The organism is Pantoea sp. Fr-CA_6, assembly GCF_024520895.1.
Classification (GTDB): domain Bacteria; phylum Pseudomonadota; class Gammaproteobacteria; order Enterobacterales; family Enterobacteriaceae; genus Pantoea; species Pantoea agglomerans.
In genome coordinates this window covers 145,124-159,686 of sequence record NZ_JALNPO010000008.1, presented here as the reverse complement: position 1 = coordinate 159,686, position 14,563 = coordinate 145,124, and the positions used below count along the sequence as shown (strand labels likewise).

The 14,563-nt window shown below is 58.3% G+C and carries 14 protein-coding genes; 2 read left to right on the top strand and 12 right to left on the bottom strand.

Annotated features, from left to right (window positions below):
* Positions 1–40: 40 nt before the first annotated feature.
* The 5 genes from NR201_RS15690 to dapA form a co-directional block, all read right to left on the bottom strand.
* Positions 41–2,041: a tRNA(Met) cytidine acetyltransferase TmcA gene (locus NR201_RS15690; RefSeq protein WP_256849951.1), complete on the bottom strand. Its 2,001-nt coding sequence runs from the start codon at positions 2,039–2,041 to the stop codon at positions 41–43.
* A complete protein-coding gene (locus tag NR201_RS15685) occupies positions 2,041–2,907 on the bottom strand; it encodes a neutral zinc metallopeptidase (RefSeq protein ID WP_033778684.1) in 867 nt (288 codons plus the stop codon). Before NR201_RS15685 ends, NR201_RS15690 begins: the two co-directional genes overlap by 1 nt.
* A 130-nt stretch (positions 2,908–3,037) precedes the next feature.
* Positions 3,038–3,751 carry a phosphoribosylaminoimidazolesuccinocarboxamide synthase gene (gene purC, locus NR201_RS15680; protein ID WP_010260002.1) on the bottom strand — a complete coding sequence of 238 codons (714 nt, stop codon included), beginning with the start codon at positions 3,749–3,751 and terminating at the stop codon, positions 3,038–3,040.
* Positions 3,752–3,896: 145 nt separating this feature from the next.
* Positions 3,897–4,928 (bottom strand): outer membrane protein assembly factor BamC, encoded by a 1,032-nt coding sequence (gene bamC, locus NR201_RS15675; protein ID WP_256849950.1) that lies wholly within the window; start codon positions 4,926–4,928, stop codon positions 3,897–3,899.
* Positions 4,929–4,942: 14 nt separating this feature from the next.
* Positions 4,943–5,821 carry a 4-hydroxy-tetrahydrodipicolinate synthase gene (gene dapA / locus NR201_RS15670; protein ID WP_256849949.1) on the bottom strand — a complete coding sequence of 293 codons (879 nt, stop codon included), beginning with the start codon at positions 5,819–5,821 and terminating at the stop codon, positions 4,943–4,945.
* Positions 5,822–5,964: 143 nt separating this feature from the next.
* On the opposite strand from dapA, the gene NR201_RS15665 reads away from it, so the two are divergent.
* A complete protein-coding gene (locus NR201_RS15665) occupies positions 5,965–6,546 on the top strand; it encodes a glycine cleavage system transcriptional repressor (RefSeq protein WP_010260011.1) in 582 nt (193 codons plus the stop codon).
* A 157-nt stretch (positions 6,547–6,703) separates the two neighbouring features.
* Complete coding sequence (gene bcp, locus NR201_RS15660) at positions 6,704–7,171, top strand: thioredoxin-dependent thiol peroxidase (protein WP_010260016.1); 468 nt, start codon at positions 6,704–6,706, stop codon at positions 7,169–7,171.
* 99 nt (positions 7,172–7,270) lie between these two features.
* On the opposite strand, the gene NR201_RS15655 is transcribed toward bcp, so the two are convergent.
* The 7 genes from NR201_RS15655 to NR201_RS15625 form a co-directional block, all read right to left on the bottom strand.
* Positions 7,271–8,836 (bottom strand): sensor domain-containing diguanylate cyclase, encoded by a 1,566-nt coding sequence (locus NR201_RS15655; protein WP_010260020.1) that lies wholly within the window; start codon positions 8,834–8,836, stop codon positions 7,271–7,273.
* A 161-nt stretch (positions 8,837–8,997) separates the two neighbouring features.
* The gene (locus NR201_RS15650) at positions 8,998–9,828 is read right to left on the bottom strand and encodes a phosphodiesterase (RefSeq protein WP_256849948.1); all 831 of its coding nucleotides are present in this window, start codon (positions 9,826–9,828) and stop codon (positions 8,998–9,000) included.
* 10 nt (positions 9,829–9,838) lie between these two features.
* A complete protein-coding gene (locus tag NR201_RS15645; protein ID WP_256844687.1) occupies positions 9,839–10,822 on the bottom strand; it encodes an ABC transporter ATP-binding protein in 984 nt (327 codons plus the stop codon).
* Positions 10,819–11,634 (bottom strand): ABC transporter permease, encoded by an 816-nt coding sequence (locus tag NR201_RS15640; protein ID WP_022624145.1) that lies wholly within the window; start codon positions 11,632–11,634, stop codon positions 10,819–10,821. The genes NR201_RS15645 and NR201_RS15640 overlap by 4 nt, the downstream gene beginning before the upstream one ends.
* Entirely contained in the window at positions 11,631–12,506 is an 876-nt protein-coding gene (locus tag NR201_RS15635; RefSeq protein WP_191914178.1) for an ABC transporter permease, read from the bottom strand. Before NR201_RS15635 ends, NR201_RS15640 begins: the two co-directional genes overlap by 4 nt.
* Positions 12,506–13,528 carry an ABC transporter substrate-binding protein gene (locus NR201_RS15630; RefSeq protein ID WP_033769710.1) on the bottom strand — a complete coding sequence of 341 codons (1,023 nt, stop codon included), beginning with the start codon at positions 13,526–13,528 and terminating at the stop codon, positions 12,506–12,508. Before NR201_RS15630 ends, NR201_RS15635 begins: the two co-directional genes overlap by 1 nt.
* A complete protein-coding gene (locus tag NR201_RS15625) occupies positions 13,512–14,537 on the bottom strand; it encodes a LacI family DNA-binding transcriptional regulator (RefSeq protein ID WP_132499590.1) in 1,026 nt (341 codons plus the stop codon). Before NR201_RS15625 ends, NR201_RS15630 begins: the two co-directional genes overlap by 17 nt.
* Between the last annotated feature and the right edge of the window lie 26 nt (positions 14,538–14,563).

Here is a 14,563-nt window from a genome sequence, read left to right as displayed (position 1 = left end):
CATAAAATCATATGAGGATAATTTGAACCAGCTGGTCGAATTATTTCAACGGCAGGTGCAGCAAGGCTGCATCAACGCCCAGTGTCTGGAGGGCCGCTGCCGCCTGCTGACGCAGCGCTGCGACTAGCGCTTTGCGCCCGCTCACTCCAGCCTGCTGGGCCAGTTCGCCCAAGGCTGTGGGTGTGGCAACCGCCGCAGCCAGCAGCGGTAAAGAGGCTGAACTGGCCTGCACCAGACGCTGCAACACCGGCAGGCTCGCTTCCAGTGGCCGCTGCGCCCAGGCAAAACCCGCCGCCAGACGAATATCCTGCGCGGTCAATCCGTCGTCAGTAACCTGATCAAACTGCAGTTCCAGTGCGATATGCTGGCGCAACAGCGGCCAGTCTCGCGCCAGCTGTTCTGCCGCGCGGTGCTGCAATGCCTCACCCGCAGCAGAACAGGGCAACATGGCCATCGCCGCGTAGCAGCCGCTGCTGGCTTCGCGCTGACTGCCAATCCGCACCAGGCTAAAGCCACAGGCGCGCCAGAACGCCCAGAGAGATTCAGTGTAGCCGAAGCTGACGGAGAGGTAGTCATATCCGGCTGCCGCACTGGCCGCTGCCGCAACCAGCTGCTGTCCGGTTCCCAGACGACGCCGCTCCGCCGCCACGGCAATACGGCTGATGCGCAGCGAGCGCAATGTCGCCGCCTCAGCCAGACCAGCGTGGGCTGCCAGCGACTGCGCCACCAAATTCCCGCGGGGTCGCCGGGTGCCCGCCCAGACCGCCTGTGCCAGTGCAGGTTCAAGACCGCCCTCTTCCACCAGCCAGAGCGCGCCCTGTAACGCCGACGCGTCGCCGGCCCGCCACAGCTGCATGCCCGGAGCATCCAGCAGGCGGCGCAGATCAAGTGGCGAGGTACGATAGTGTGCACTGGTCAGCAGACGATACGCGGCCTCCAGCGCGCTGAAATCGTGGCGCTCAACACGATGAGGCGTTACAGGAGAATCGGGTGCGGTTGCGGCGGTATCGTCAAACAGCAGCGCCCGGTTCAGCCACTGCTCCAGCGGATCGAAACGCGACCAGCGCAGCGGCTCATCGAGCGTAAAATAGTATGCATCAGGAAGCCCGGCGCAGAATTTAAGGATAAACCCGCGCCCGCTTCCTTCGTAGCCCTGTACGGTGGTGGTGAGCAATACGCGGGGATATCGACTGACCAGCGCCTGCAGCAGCGGTGCCGGGATCGCCGCCGCTTCATCCACAATCAGCCATTCCGCCTGCGGTGGCGTCTCCAGCGCCAGCAGCGCATCGGGTGCCATAAAGTGAAAAGCGTCAGCGGCGAAGGTGCTCAGCACCTCCGTTGAGGCTTTGGCCGGAGCCGTCACCAGACAATGTCCGTTCAATCGCGCCAGCATACCCGCCAGCGCCGATTTACCGCGTCCGCGGGGCGCGGTCAGCACGGCAACCCCCGATGGCAGCCTCATCAGCTGATCGAGTATCGCCTGCTGCTGCTGCGGTGCCTGACAGTGCCACTGCGGCCAGTCCGGCTGCGCCGGAAACCGGCATGGCTGATGCTGCCGCTCCAGCAGCACCTGGTCATCCGCTAATATCAGCTGTTGCAGGTGGTGAACAAAATAAGGGGTGGCGATGGGTTCAGCGACATCGGCCCAGCGCAGGCTGTCGCTGTCAGGCTGCTGCGCCCACTGTTCCCAGGGCGGCACCAGCAGTAACAGCCAGCTACCGGCGGTGAGCGTGCCAGCCAGCGCAGCGAAAGCGTCGGCATGAAAGCCCTGACGGGCGTCAAACAGAGCATGACGAAATTCACGGCCAAGCAGCGTGCGCACCGCAGCAGGCTGTTTGTGCAGGACCGGCGTTTTATACTGACCCGGCCCATTATCCGAAGCAGAGAACAGCGGTTCCGGGCTCAACGCCAGCCAGTCGCCGGTCAGCGTTTCACGCCACGCCGCAGCCCGTAGTAAACACCAGGCCGGGTCGCCGCTGATCACCGCCAGACGACGCACACCGGCCTGCTGCATAAGCTGCGTAAGAGGCTGCAGACTCATTAGTTGCTGGCGAAGGTGTTGCACTGTCCTGGATTGCCACCATCAAACCCGCGCTTGAACCAGGTGTAGCGCTGCTCAGACGTGCCGTGGGTGAAGCTGTCCGGCACTACGCGGCCCTGACCTTTCTGCTGCAGGCGGTCATCGCCAATTGCCTCGGCGGCATTCAGCGCTTCCTGCAGATCGCCCGCTTCAAGGATATTTTCCTGCTGCATATAGTGTCCCCAGACACCGGCAAAACAGTCCGCCTGCAGTTCCATTTTGACGGAGAGCTGATTAACCTGCGTCTGGCTGGCACCCTGCTGCATTTCACGCACTTTCGGTTCAATGCCCAGTAGTTTCTGGACATGGTGGCCAACTTCATGCGCGACGACGTAGCCCTGGGCGAAGTCACCGTCCGCGCCGAGTTTGGTTTTCATCTCGTCATAAAAAGAGAGGTCGATGTAGACGGTCTGATCGGCAGGACAGTAGAACGGCCCCATGACTGACTGTCCGGTACCACAGCCGGTGCGGGTTGCGCCGCGATACATCACCAGCTTCGGCGGCACATACTGTTTGTTCATCTGCTGGAACAGTTTGCCCCAGGTATCTTCCGTGGTGGCCAGAATCACCTTCGTGAATTTCGCAGCCTCATCATCATTGGCGCTGACGCTGCGCTGTTGCTGCTGGCTGGTCGGTGCAACTTCGCCGCCTGTCAGCAGTGCGGTCAGGTCGTAACCGTAATAACCCGCGATGGCCACGACAATCAGCAGCACAATACCGCCTTTACCGCGCGGCAGACGAATCTGGCGGCCTCCGCCGCCTAAACCGGACGATTGATCGCGACGGTCTTCTACATTGTCGCTTTCGCGACGCCCTTGCCAGCGCATGCTGTGTTCCCTCAGTCATTTTTTCAGATGGCATGATTTTAGTTGTGTGAAGCAGCAATCACCAGCTTTACCCTGAAATGAAAAAAGGAGAGCCGGGGCTCTCCTTTTTCTTTCTGCGCGGCAGGCAAACTCAGTCGAGCTTCACGCCCAGCCGCTGTGCAACCGCTTCATAGGCTTCCACCACGCCGCCGAGGCTCTGGCGAAAACGGTCTTTATCCATTTTATCCAGCGTCTCTTTGTCCCACAGGCGCGCACCGTCTGGCGAAAACTCATCGCCCAGCGTCACTTCGCCGTTAAACAGACCAAACTCCAGTTTGAAGTCGACCAGAATCAGGCCCGCATCGTCGAACAGTTTGCTCAGCACCTCGTTGGCTTTAAAGGTCAGCTCCTGCATCCGCGCCAGGTTCTGTTTGCTGACCCAGCCAAAGGTTTCGCAGTAGGATTCATTGACCATCGGGTCATGCTTTGCATCATCTTTCAGGAAAAGATCAAACAGCGGCGGATTGAGCACAATGCCCTCTTCCACGCCCAGACGTTTTACCAGCGAGCCTGCGGCGCGGTTACGTACCACGCACTCTACCGGCACCATCTCCAGCTTCTTCACCAGCGCTTCAGTATCTGACAGCAGCGCTTCCATCTGGGTCGGGATACCCGCTTCCTGCAATTTAGTCATGATAAAATGGTTAAACTTGTTGTTAACCATTCCCTTGCGATCAAATTGCTCGATTCGGGCGCCATCACCTGCTGACGTATCGTTGCGGAATTCGAGTATCAGCAGATCCGGGTTATCGGTGCTGTATACGGTTTTCGCTTTACCGCGATACAACTCAGCTCGCTTTTGCATCTTGTTCACTCCAGACTTGAAATAACGGGTGTTCAGCGGCCAGTGCCGCTGCGGCGATTGCCTTGACGCAATCGTTTACTTCGCCGCGCGCTATTATGCCAAAAACAAAATAAAAAGGCCGGAGAATCTCCGGCCTGGGGCAACTTTATTTGTTCAGCGCCGCCTGGAACACGGCCACCAGCGCATCGTTCTGCGACTGGGTCAGCACATGCCCTTTCGGGTCGATGAATTGCAGACTGGTGCGGTTGTCGAGATCGCCGACCTGCACTTTGTAATCACCGTTTGGTAATTCCGGATCTTTCGCACCGACTGAATCCCAGTCGCTGCTGCTCAGTGACTTGTAGGTCACCTTCATGCTGCCGGTTGAGCGGGTCGTGTCGGTCACTTCCATCCCGACGCGTTTCATTGCATCAGGCAGACGCTGCCATGCCACGTTGTATGGCGTACGCAGGATCAGCAGTGGCAGGCCGGTATCATCTGCACCGCTCTGCACATCAATGGCCCCATTCACCCGACCAGAGGCCGCGTTTTCACTCGCCGTATCAATCTTGTCCATACCGGTGCTGATGTCATTCAGCATCTGCGCGGTGTAACGCTGGATCTGCACAGGTGAGGTAATGGTTTTACCATCCTGCTGCAGCTCCAGCAGACGAACGGTTAACTGCTGCTGATAGCTCTGCGACTGCACGCTGATCTGGTAGCGACCACGATACTGCTGATCTTCATCAGCGCGGTTCCACTGCACCCAGTCCGTCGTCAGCTGCTGGCCTGCGTCATTACGGGAGGCAATCGGGAATTTGTATGACTGCACCACGTTGACGACCTGCGACCAGACTGAACCGCGGCTGTTATCAATCATCAGCGCACCGGTATTGTTGCTGAACTGTGCGCGGGTGCCGTTCATCAGCGCCAGCGGCTGGGCTGGCGGACGGATGTCGAGCTGCTTGCCGGTGGGTGCCTGACTGGTCGTGCGCGGCACGTCGAAATCACCACGCTGCACCGGCAGGATCATTCCGGCAGGCGCTTTCAGTTCATTTAACTGACTGGCTTCAAGATAAGATTCGTCACCGCTGACCTGGCGCTTATAACGCTGATCGCTTGAACAGGCCGACAACAGCATCAGGGTAGAAAACCCCACCACTGTGGCTACTGTTGACCGCTTTACTGAGTAATTCATTCAAACTCCCTAAATTATCGCAAACCCGCTTTCACCAGCGCCTGCTCCACTTTCGGCTGGCCGGCTGCAGTCAGTGGCGTCATTGGCAGACGCAGCGTGTCGTTAGCGATTAATCCTAGCTGTTTCGCAGCCCATTTCACCGGGATAGGATTGGGTTCACAGAAAAGCGTCTGGTGCAGATGCATCAGACGCTGATTCAGGCGGCGTGCCTCGACGAAATTGCCCTGCTGTGCGAGTTGACACAGTTCGACCATTTCGCGCGCAGCCACGTTGGCCGTCACCGAAATAACGCCTTTACCGCCCAGTTGCATAAAGTCCAGCGCAGTTGCGTCATCGCCACTCACCAGAATGAAATCTTCATTAACCAGCTCTTGGATCTGACTAACCCGCGATAAGTTCCCGGTTGCCTCTTTGATTCCGATAATATTTTTGATTTCGGCCAGGCGGGCAACGGTTTCCGGCAGCATGTCACAACCGGTACGCGAAGGAACGTTATACAGCATCTGTGGCAGGCTGGTGCTATTCGCAATCGCTTTAAAGTGCTGGAACAGCCCTTCCTGCGTCGGACGGTTGTAATATGGGGTCACGGTCAGGCAACCCACAACGCCGGAATTTTCAAAACGCTTAGTCAGAGAGATGCCTTCAGCGGTGGCGTTTGCCCCGGTTCCGGCAATAACCGGAATACGGCCATCGGCCAGCTCCAGGGTCAGCATCACCACATCACCATGTTCTTCATGGCTCAGGGTAGCAGATTCGCCTGTGGTGCCGACGGAAACGATCGCCGCGGTGCAGCTGGCGACGTGATAATCAATCAGTTTTTTCAGACTCGACCGGCAGACATTACCGCTGTCATCCATTGGCGTAACGAGTGCAACAATACTTCCCGTAAACATTGGCGATCCCCTCGACAAACAAGTGCTTCATGGTACGTTTTACACTTAGGGAAAAGCAAGCCAGCCACGCCATTCCCGCGCTTGTCAGCAGTTTTTTTTATGTTTACCTTATGGTTATTAGCGAAAGCAGAGGAAAAGCCATTTTGCCGCAATCTCAGCCCCATCATCTGGTGATCACCGCGCTCGGTGTTGACCGTCCGGGTATCGTCAACACCATTACCCGACACGTCAGCAGCTGCGGTTGCAATATTGAAGATAGCCGTCTTGCCATGCTTGGGGATGAGTTCACCTTTATCATGCTGCTGTCGGGCAGCTGGAACGCGATCACGCTGATTGAATCGACCCTGCCACTGAAAGGGGCAGAGCTGGAACTGCTGATCGTCATGAAGCGCACCAATGCCCGGCTCCGTCCGCCGATGCCCGATACCGCGTTCATTCAGGTTGAGGTGGCTGATTCGCCGCATATTATTGAACGCTTTACCGATCTTATCGATAAGCATCAGATGAATGTGGCCGAACTGGTGTCGCGCATCACGCCAGCGCAACACAATTTGCCACCTACGCTCTATATTCAAATGACCGCTCACAGTCCGACGCGAACCAGTGGCACCCCGTTTGAGCAGGCGTTTAATACCCTGTGTCAGGAGCTGAATGCTCAGGGAACGCTGCGCCTTTACAGTGTGTCAGATGCCGACAGCAGCGAATCTGTCAGCGCGGTACGCTAAGCTTTGGTCAATTAACCGGAGTTATTTCTCCACATTACTGCCACTGAAAGGTGATCGGCTATGTGGTGAAATACCCCCTGATGGTAATTTTCCCTCTGGCCGTTTCTGACCGGATGGTGTATTACCCACAGCCTGAATAAGAAAATGGAGAGATGTAATGAATCCACTGAAAGCCGGAGATACTGCACCCGCATTTAGCCTGCCCGATCAGGACGGCGAACACGTGAATCTGACCGACTTCCAGGGACAGCGCGTTCTGGTGTACTTTTACCCGAAAGCGATGACACCAGGCTGCACCGTGCAGGCGTGCGGTCTGCGTGACAACATGGATGAGTTGAAAAAAGCGGGCGTGGAAGTGCTGGGCATCAGCACCGACAAACCGGAAAAACTGTCAAAGTTTGTCGAAAAAGAGCTGCTGAACTTTACCCTGCTCTCCGATGAAAACCATGAAGTCTGCCAGGCGTTTGGCGTCTGGGGTGAAAAAACGTTTATGGGGAAAACCTATGACGGCATTCATCGCATCAGCTTCCTGATAGATGCTGAGGGCAGGATCGAAAAAGTGTTTGATAACTTCAAGACCTCGAATCACCACGACATGGTGCTGGATTACGTCAAGTCAGCCTGATGTTGAGGGGCGCGGTAGCCTTAACGCCGCGCCCTGCTTAACTTCCCCTTCCCCACCCATTTTTATCCTGCCGTTGCGAAACACTGTGAGTTAACGCGATTACGCGGCGGCCACGATAACGCAGTTGCGCCCGGCATTTTTCGCCTCATAGAGTGCCGCATCCGCCTGTTTTAAACTGCCTTCCAGCCCGACATCCTGCGAACCATTCCAGGCCGCGACGCCGATAGACAAGGTAATGCGTCCCACGTCGGTGAGCCAGGCTTCTGCAATACCCAGTCGCACGCGCTCGGCGATAATCTGCGCCTCATCCAGCGCCGTTCCCGGCAGCAGCATCAGAAACTCCTCTCCGCCGTTGCGGCACACCACATCAGACTGACGGGCGCTGGCACGCAGCGTGCTAGCGACCTGCTGAATCACCCGGTCACCCACATCGTGGCCCCAGCTATCGTTGACGTTTTTAAAGTGATCGATATCCAGCGCCAGCACCGAGAAAGGCTGGCGTAGCGTGCGGTAGTACTCCAGTACCGCATTAAGACCACGGCGATTCAGCAACTGAGTCAGGGGGTCGGTCTGGGCTTCCGAACTAAGACGACCGATTTTGTCCTGCACCAGTCCGATGCCGGTGAGTAGCGCGCGCTTGACCTGCGCCGCCTCAAAATACCAGGCACTGATGCCGCCAATCTCTTTTGATACGCCCTGCGCATCCATCCGGCTGGCTTTGCGGGCCAGCTGGAACAGTGGTCGGGCAATCAGCCGTGCCAGCCCTAACGCAACCAGCAGGGTCAGCAGCGCGAACGGCACCGAGTTTTTCAGGACTTTCATTAACAGGCCTGAAAGCGGGTTCAGCGTGACGTTAATCGGCTTCAGCGCCACCACCGTCCAGCCGGTAGTCGGGACGACGGCATAGCCCGCCAGCTGCGTGGACTCACCTGCACCCGCAAGCATCAGCGAGCCATTGGTCTGCTCGTCACGCGGACTGACGATGGCGGGCAGAACTTTACCAATCAGCTGACGATTCTGGTGATACAACACCTCATTATTACTGTCGAGCACATAGACCGTGGTGCCATCACGGTAGAATTGTTCACCCAGTAGCGCATTCAGAATGCTTTTTTTCTTCAGATAGATCGTGCCGCCGATGTAGCCCAGATAGTCGCCATCGGGACTCCAGATTGGCCAGGAGACAAACACCAGCAGATTATTGGCTGCAGAAAGGGTCGGTTTACTGATGATCGGCTGCCGCAACGTCAGCGCTTCGCGGGAGGCGTCGCTGGTGACACGCATCCCTTTCAGCGTCAGGGATTCGGGCGAGATCGCTTTGATCGCGCCCTGCTCATCCACCACAGCAACCGAGTTGAAACTGGTAGTCTGCTCACGCAGACGATTGACTTCGCTATTCAGCAGTCCTTCATTATTAAAGTCACGGCTTAGCTGATTGGCGCTGTAGTGCAACTGTGACTGCGCCAGCTGAAAAAAGATTTCACTGGTTGAAGCCAGCTTGGCGGCATAGGCCCGGTTAGCCTCAAGCGTGGTGTCAATCAGCACCTGGCGCTGCACCCGCCAGGTGGCGTAGAGCGTATTCGCGAGCGTGATAACAATGCTGACAATCACCAGCAGGGCGATCAGATTGCGCAAGTCGGCCTTGGGCCGAAAGAGCTTTAACATGGCGTCGCCGCCCCGGAGAAGAGTGTCATGTCGTGAATGCCTGATTATTTTTTTAATGTGTGCCAGAAGCCCTGATAGCCGGGCTTAAGTCTACACTGTGTCGGCATTTTTGAGCAGCATTAAGACAAATATCACCCCGCTTAATACAGATTTAGCTGGCACTAATCGATTAACCCCTGACTATCGTAAAATGGCCAGGGTCCCGAAAAGTGGCCAATCGCGCACTGATGCGTGACCATTCCCTGCATTGGCTGCCAGCAATGGAGCAAAAAGCCGGGCGGCTCCAGAATAAAGTGTGCCGGCCCCTCCGGGTGCAGATCCAGAGCCACCTGATGCGACACGCCGGGTGCGACACAGGCCAGGGTTCCGGCAAAGCGGGTCTGCAGGCTGCGATGCAGATGACCACAAAGCACCCGCTCAACCTGCGGATGGCGGGCAATGATCGCCTCAAGTGCCTCAGGTTGGCGTAACCGTTGCCGATCCATATGCGCAATGCCACAGGCAAAAGGGGGATGATGCAGCATCACCAGCGTGGGCTGATCCGCGGCCTCGCGCAGTGCCTGATCCAGCCATTGCAACTGCTGCTCATCCACCTCCCCCCACGGCTGTTGCGGTACGCTGGAGTCCAGGGCCAGCAGCCTGACGCCGCCCACGCTAAGCTGCCAGTTCAGGGTCGGCCCCGCCTGCAGGTAGGTGTGATCCGGGAAGGCAGCACGCAGTGCCTCGCGATCGTCGTGATTGCCCGCCATCAGATAAAAGGGCAACTGGAGGCGCTGCAGGGCTTCGCGCAGCGTCTGATACTCTTCCGGCCTGCCAAAATCGACCAGGTCGCCGGTAATCACCACCACATCGGGGCGCGGCTGCAGCGCGTTAAGGGTATCGATAACCTGCAGTAAAGCGGCATGGGTATCGACCTGTTTATAAGAGAGACGACCAAAAGCCTTGATATGCAGATCGCTGATTTGCGCGATGACTGTGGGTTGAACAGACACAACAGACTCCTTAGCAACTAAATTCCAGCGCGGCCTGGCGGGTCAGCGACCAGCTGATGCGCTGTCCCGCCTGCCAGATTTCGCGGGCATGACGCTCGACCTGAATGGGGTTATCCAGCCCGATATCGATCAGTAAGCGCTGCGAGGCGCCAAGAAACGTACTGCCCACCACCACACCGCGCTGGGCATAGCGGGTGTCGTCGGCCAGCAGCACATCTTCCGGGCGGCAAAAACGCAGGGGATGACCGTCGGGATCGTGCGCAATGCAGTTTACGGCGCCCACAAAATCCGCTACAAAGCGGGAGGCCGGGCGCTGATAAATTCCCTGCGGAGTATCGAGCTGCACCAGACGGCCCTGCTCCATCACCGCGATGCGATCGCCCAGCGCCATCGCCTCCTGCTGATCGTGGGTGACGTAAACCGCAGTGATCGCCAGCCGCTTGAGCAGCGCGCCGATCTCCAGCCGCAGTCGATCGCGCAGCCTGGCGTCAAGCGCCGCCAGCGGCTCATCGAACAACAGGACTTTAGGCCGGGCGGCCAGCGCACGTGCCAGCGCCACCCGCTGCTTCTGCCCGCCGGACAATTTATCAATCGCCCGGTGGGACAGATGTGTCAGGTCAACCAGTGCCAGCATTTCCGCGACCCGCGCATCACGCTCGGCACGTGGCACGCCCTGCACCTTCAGACCATAGGCGACGTTCTGCGCCACGTTGAGCGTCGGGAACAGCGCGTAGTTCTGAAACACCATGCCAACGTTGCGTTTCTCAATCGGCAGCGCGGTGACGTTACGCTTGTCAAACCAGATCTCTCCCGGGGGATCGCTGCTATCCAGACCGCTGATAATACGCAGCAGCGTGGTTTTGCCACAGCCTGACGGCCCCAGCAATACCAGTGTTTCACCGGCGTGAACCTGCAGGTCGAGCGGATGCAGCGCGACCTGCTGATTAAAGCGACGCGAGCAGTGGCTCAGCGTCACGTTGACGGCCTCATTCATACGGTTTCCTCTCTCTGCTGCCGCGAAGATTGCCGTTCCAGCCAGTGATTACAGGCGTTGAGCAACAGCAGCAGCGGTAAAATCATCATAATAAAGATCAGGGTATAGGCGGACCCGACTTCCAGTCGCATCGAGGTGTAGCTGTCGGCCAGACCGACCGGCAGGGTTTTGGTCAGTGGCGTGTGCAGCATCCAGGTAATGTTGAACTCCCCCACCGACAGGGTGATCACCATAAATGCGCCCGCCAGAATGCCGTTGCGGCAGTTCGGGACGACCACGGTAAAGAAGCGGCGCCAGAAGCCCGCCCCCAGGCTGGCGGCGGCTTCTTCAAGGCGCGGCAGATCAATCGCCTGCATCACCGACAGCACCGGTCGGATCATAAAGGGCAAGGTAAAGAGCACATGGCCGATCAGGATGAAGAGCCAGCTGTCGCGCAACGCGCTGAACTGACCATAGAGCAGAATGATGCCCAGAGCGGTGGCCAGGCCCGGCAATGCGACTGGCAGCATCAGGCACTCCTCAATGCGGCTGGCCCAGCGTGACGGTGATTTCAGTAAGCCCCAGGCGGCTGGCACGCCAGCGATAACCGTCACCGCCAGACAACTCAGAGCGATCAGCAGCGACAGCCAGAAGGTGTCGGCATACATCTGCCACACCTGTTCCACCCATTTCAGCGTCAGGCCGCTGCGCAGGCCAGTGAAATAGTTCTGCGTGACGCCCGCCAGCATCGAGAGCACAACCGGCACAATCATAAACAGCGCGGTGAGGCTGGTGATCACCACCTGCAGCCAGAACAAACCCCGGCGCTTCATACCGTCTCCTTGCGGCGGGCAGCCAGTCCGTTCGCCAGCATCAGCGCCAGCCAGGCCACCGCCCCCATCACCACCGAAAGCGCCGCTGCGGTGGCAAAGTTGGCGTAATTAGTGAACTCGCCATAAATGGTCAGCGGCAGCACCGCGAGCTCTGTGCCAAGGGTAAATGCGGTGCCAAAGGCGCCCATGCTGGTGGCGAAACAGAGCGCGCCGCAGGAGAGCAGCGCCGGTTTCAGCCCAGGAATGATGACGTCAATGATGATGCGCCACTGGCTGGCACCCAGCGATCGGGCGGCCTCTTCCAGCGAACGGTCCAGCTTTTCACTGGCCGCCACCAGCGTCACGATGGCGCGCGGCAGCGAAAAATAGAGATAGCCAATAAATAAGCCGCTGAGCGAATAAGCAAGGACCCAGCGCTCATGAAACAGGCTGAGACTGAGTTGCGCCAGAACACCCTGACGCCCCGCCAGCATGACCATCAGAAATCCCACCACCACGCCCGGAAAGGCCAGCGGAAAGGTCAGCAGCGCCAGCAGCGTGCCTCGCCCGGTAAAGCGCTGCCGTGCCAGAAAGCAGCCCACCACCGCAGCAATCAGCAGCGTCACCAGTGTGACCGCTGCCGAGAGCAGCACGGTATTCAGCAGGCTTTGCAGATATTGCGGCTGGCTGATTACCGTCCAGTAGCCGCTGTGGTGAGTTGTACGATCTTCCGTCATACCGATCTGCAACAGACGAGCAAACGGCAACAGCCAGAAGGCAGCAAAGAACAGCAGCGCAGGCAGCAGCATCCACGGCCAGTTTGCCCCCAGCGGCCGAAGGCGGTGGCGAACTGAGTCGCCAGCAGCAAACGGATTGATCTCTGAGAGTGACATCAGCGGATCTCGCTCAGGTAACGGGCGGAGAAGCTCTTCTGCGCATCGGCCATCTGCTGATAATCCACCGTGTGAGCGCGCGCATAGTCGCTGTCAGGCAGAAAATATTTCTTCGCTTCGGGTGACATCGCGCCCGCCCGGACCGGACGCAGCCAGGCATTAGCCCAGATCGCCTGACCGGCATCTGACAGCACGAAATCGATCACTTTCTTACCGTTGGCCGGATGCGGCGCATTTTTCACCAGGCTGATGACGTAAGGCACCGTGACCGTCCCCTCGCTGGGGATCACAAATTCCACATTGGCGTGATCTTTGTAGCGGGCGCGATAGGCATTGAAGTCGTAGTCGATCAGAATCGGGATTTCGCCTGAAATCAGCCGGGCATAGGCGGTCTGCTTAGGCACAATCGGCTGGTTGCGTTGCAGTGCTTTGAACCAGTTGATGGCCGGGGTGAAGTCATGAAGACTGCCGCCTTTCGCCTGGTTCACCGCGACGGCTGCAACGTAGCCCACAAAGGCGCTGGCCGGATCAAGATAACCTACCATGCCTTTATATTCCGGCTTCAGCAGATCATCCCAGGAACGCGGCACCGGCGCGCCACCCAGCGCATCAACATTGACCATAAAGCCCATGGTACCGGAGTGCAGCGCCACCCACTTGCCAGCAGGATCTTTCATGCCTGCCGGGATCTGATCCCAGTTTGCCGGTTTGTAAGCGCTGACCACGTCTGCACTGACTGCCTGAATGCCGAAGCTGACGCCATAATAGACCACGTCGGCGACCGGATTGCTTTTCTCGGCAACCAGCTGCGCCAGCGCCTGACCCGAATTTTTATTGTCCTGCGGCACATGAATGCCCGTCGTTTTTTCGATCGCCTGGAGCTGTGTCGCCCAGTCGGCCCACTCTGGCGGGCAGTTGTAGCAGATAGCATTTTCAGCCGCCTGCGCCCACGATGAGGCAAGCGTGCATCCGGCCAGCAGCGCAGCGCTGGCGATAGGTTTGAAGTTAACGGTGAGTGACATGATGTTTCCCTGAAAAAGAGCCATGAAATGCCGGGGCGACACTCTCCCCGAGACGTAAATGATGAGCCAGCAGATGGGTTTTACCGCCGACGGGATTCAGAAGCAGGTCAATGGCGCGCGCGCCCATTAGCGCAATCGGCTGCACCACGCTGGCCAGTGAAGGTGAAAGCTGTTCGCCCAGCTCAATGCCATCGAAGCCGACCACGGAGAGCTGATTCGGAACGCTGACGCCGGCACGCGCAGCGGCGCCCAGCAGGCTGATAGCCAGCAGATCGTTACTGCAAATCACCGCCGTCAGCGGCGAAGGTGCATTAATCAGCGGCAGCAACGGATGGAAATCGGACTGGATATGGCTGGGCATCTCAATCATCGCCTGTGGCGTCAGACCGGCCTGCTGCATGGCATCGCAGTAGCCGAGATAGCGCAGACGGGCGCGGTCAGATTGCTGCATAGGGCCCGCAGCCATCACGATATGGCGGTGGCCCAGTGACACCAGATGGGCGGTCGCTTCGGCAATGGCTTTGCGGTTATCTACGCACAGCGCGGGCCATTCGTGCTGTTGCGGTACGTTGTGGGTCAGCACGAAGGGCATCTTCGCCGCCGCCAGTGTCGGCAGCAGCGCACTGCTGTCGGCATCTGCCACCGTCAGTACCAGACCGGCGACACGCTGGTGCAGCATATGTTCGACAATCGCCGCTTCCCGCTCAGCCTGATAATCACTGGTTGCTACCAGCAGCCCATATCCCGCCAGACGAGCCTGCTGCTCCATCGCCTGTAACTGCATGGCAAAAACCGGATTGAGCAGCGAAGGCAACAGGACGCCAAGCGTGGTGGAGTGCTGGGTGCGGAGCTGACGGGCAATATGATTCGGGCGGAAACCGATCTGTTCCGAGGCGGCAAGCACCTTTTGCAGCGTGCCCGGTTTTAGCAGATGAGGGTCAGAAAAGGCGCGCGCAGCGGTTGCGCGGGAGACCCCTGCCAGTCTGGCTACGCTGATTAAATCGGTCATGACTGCCTCGTTTATTGTCGATGAGA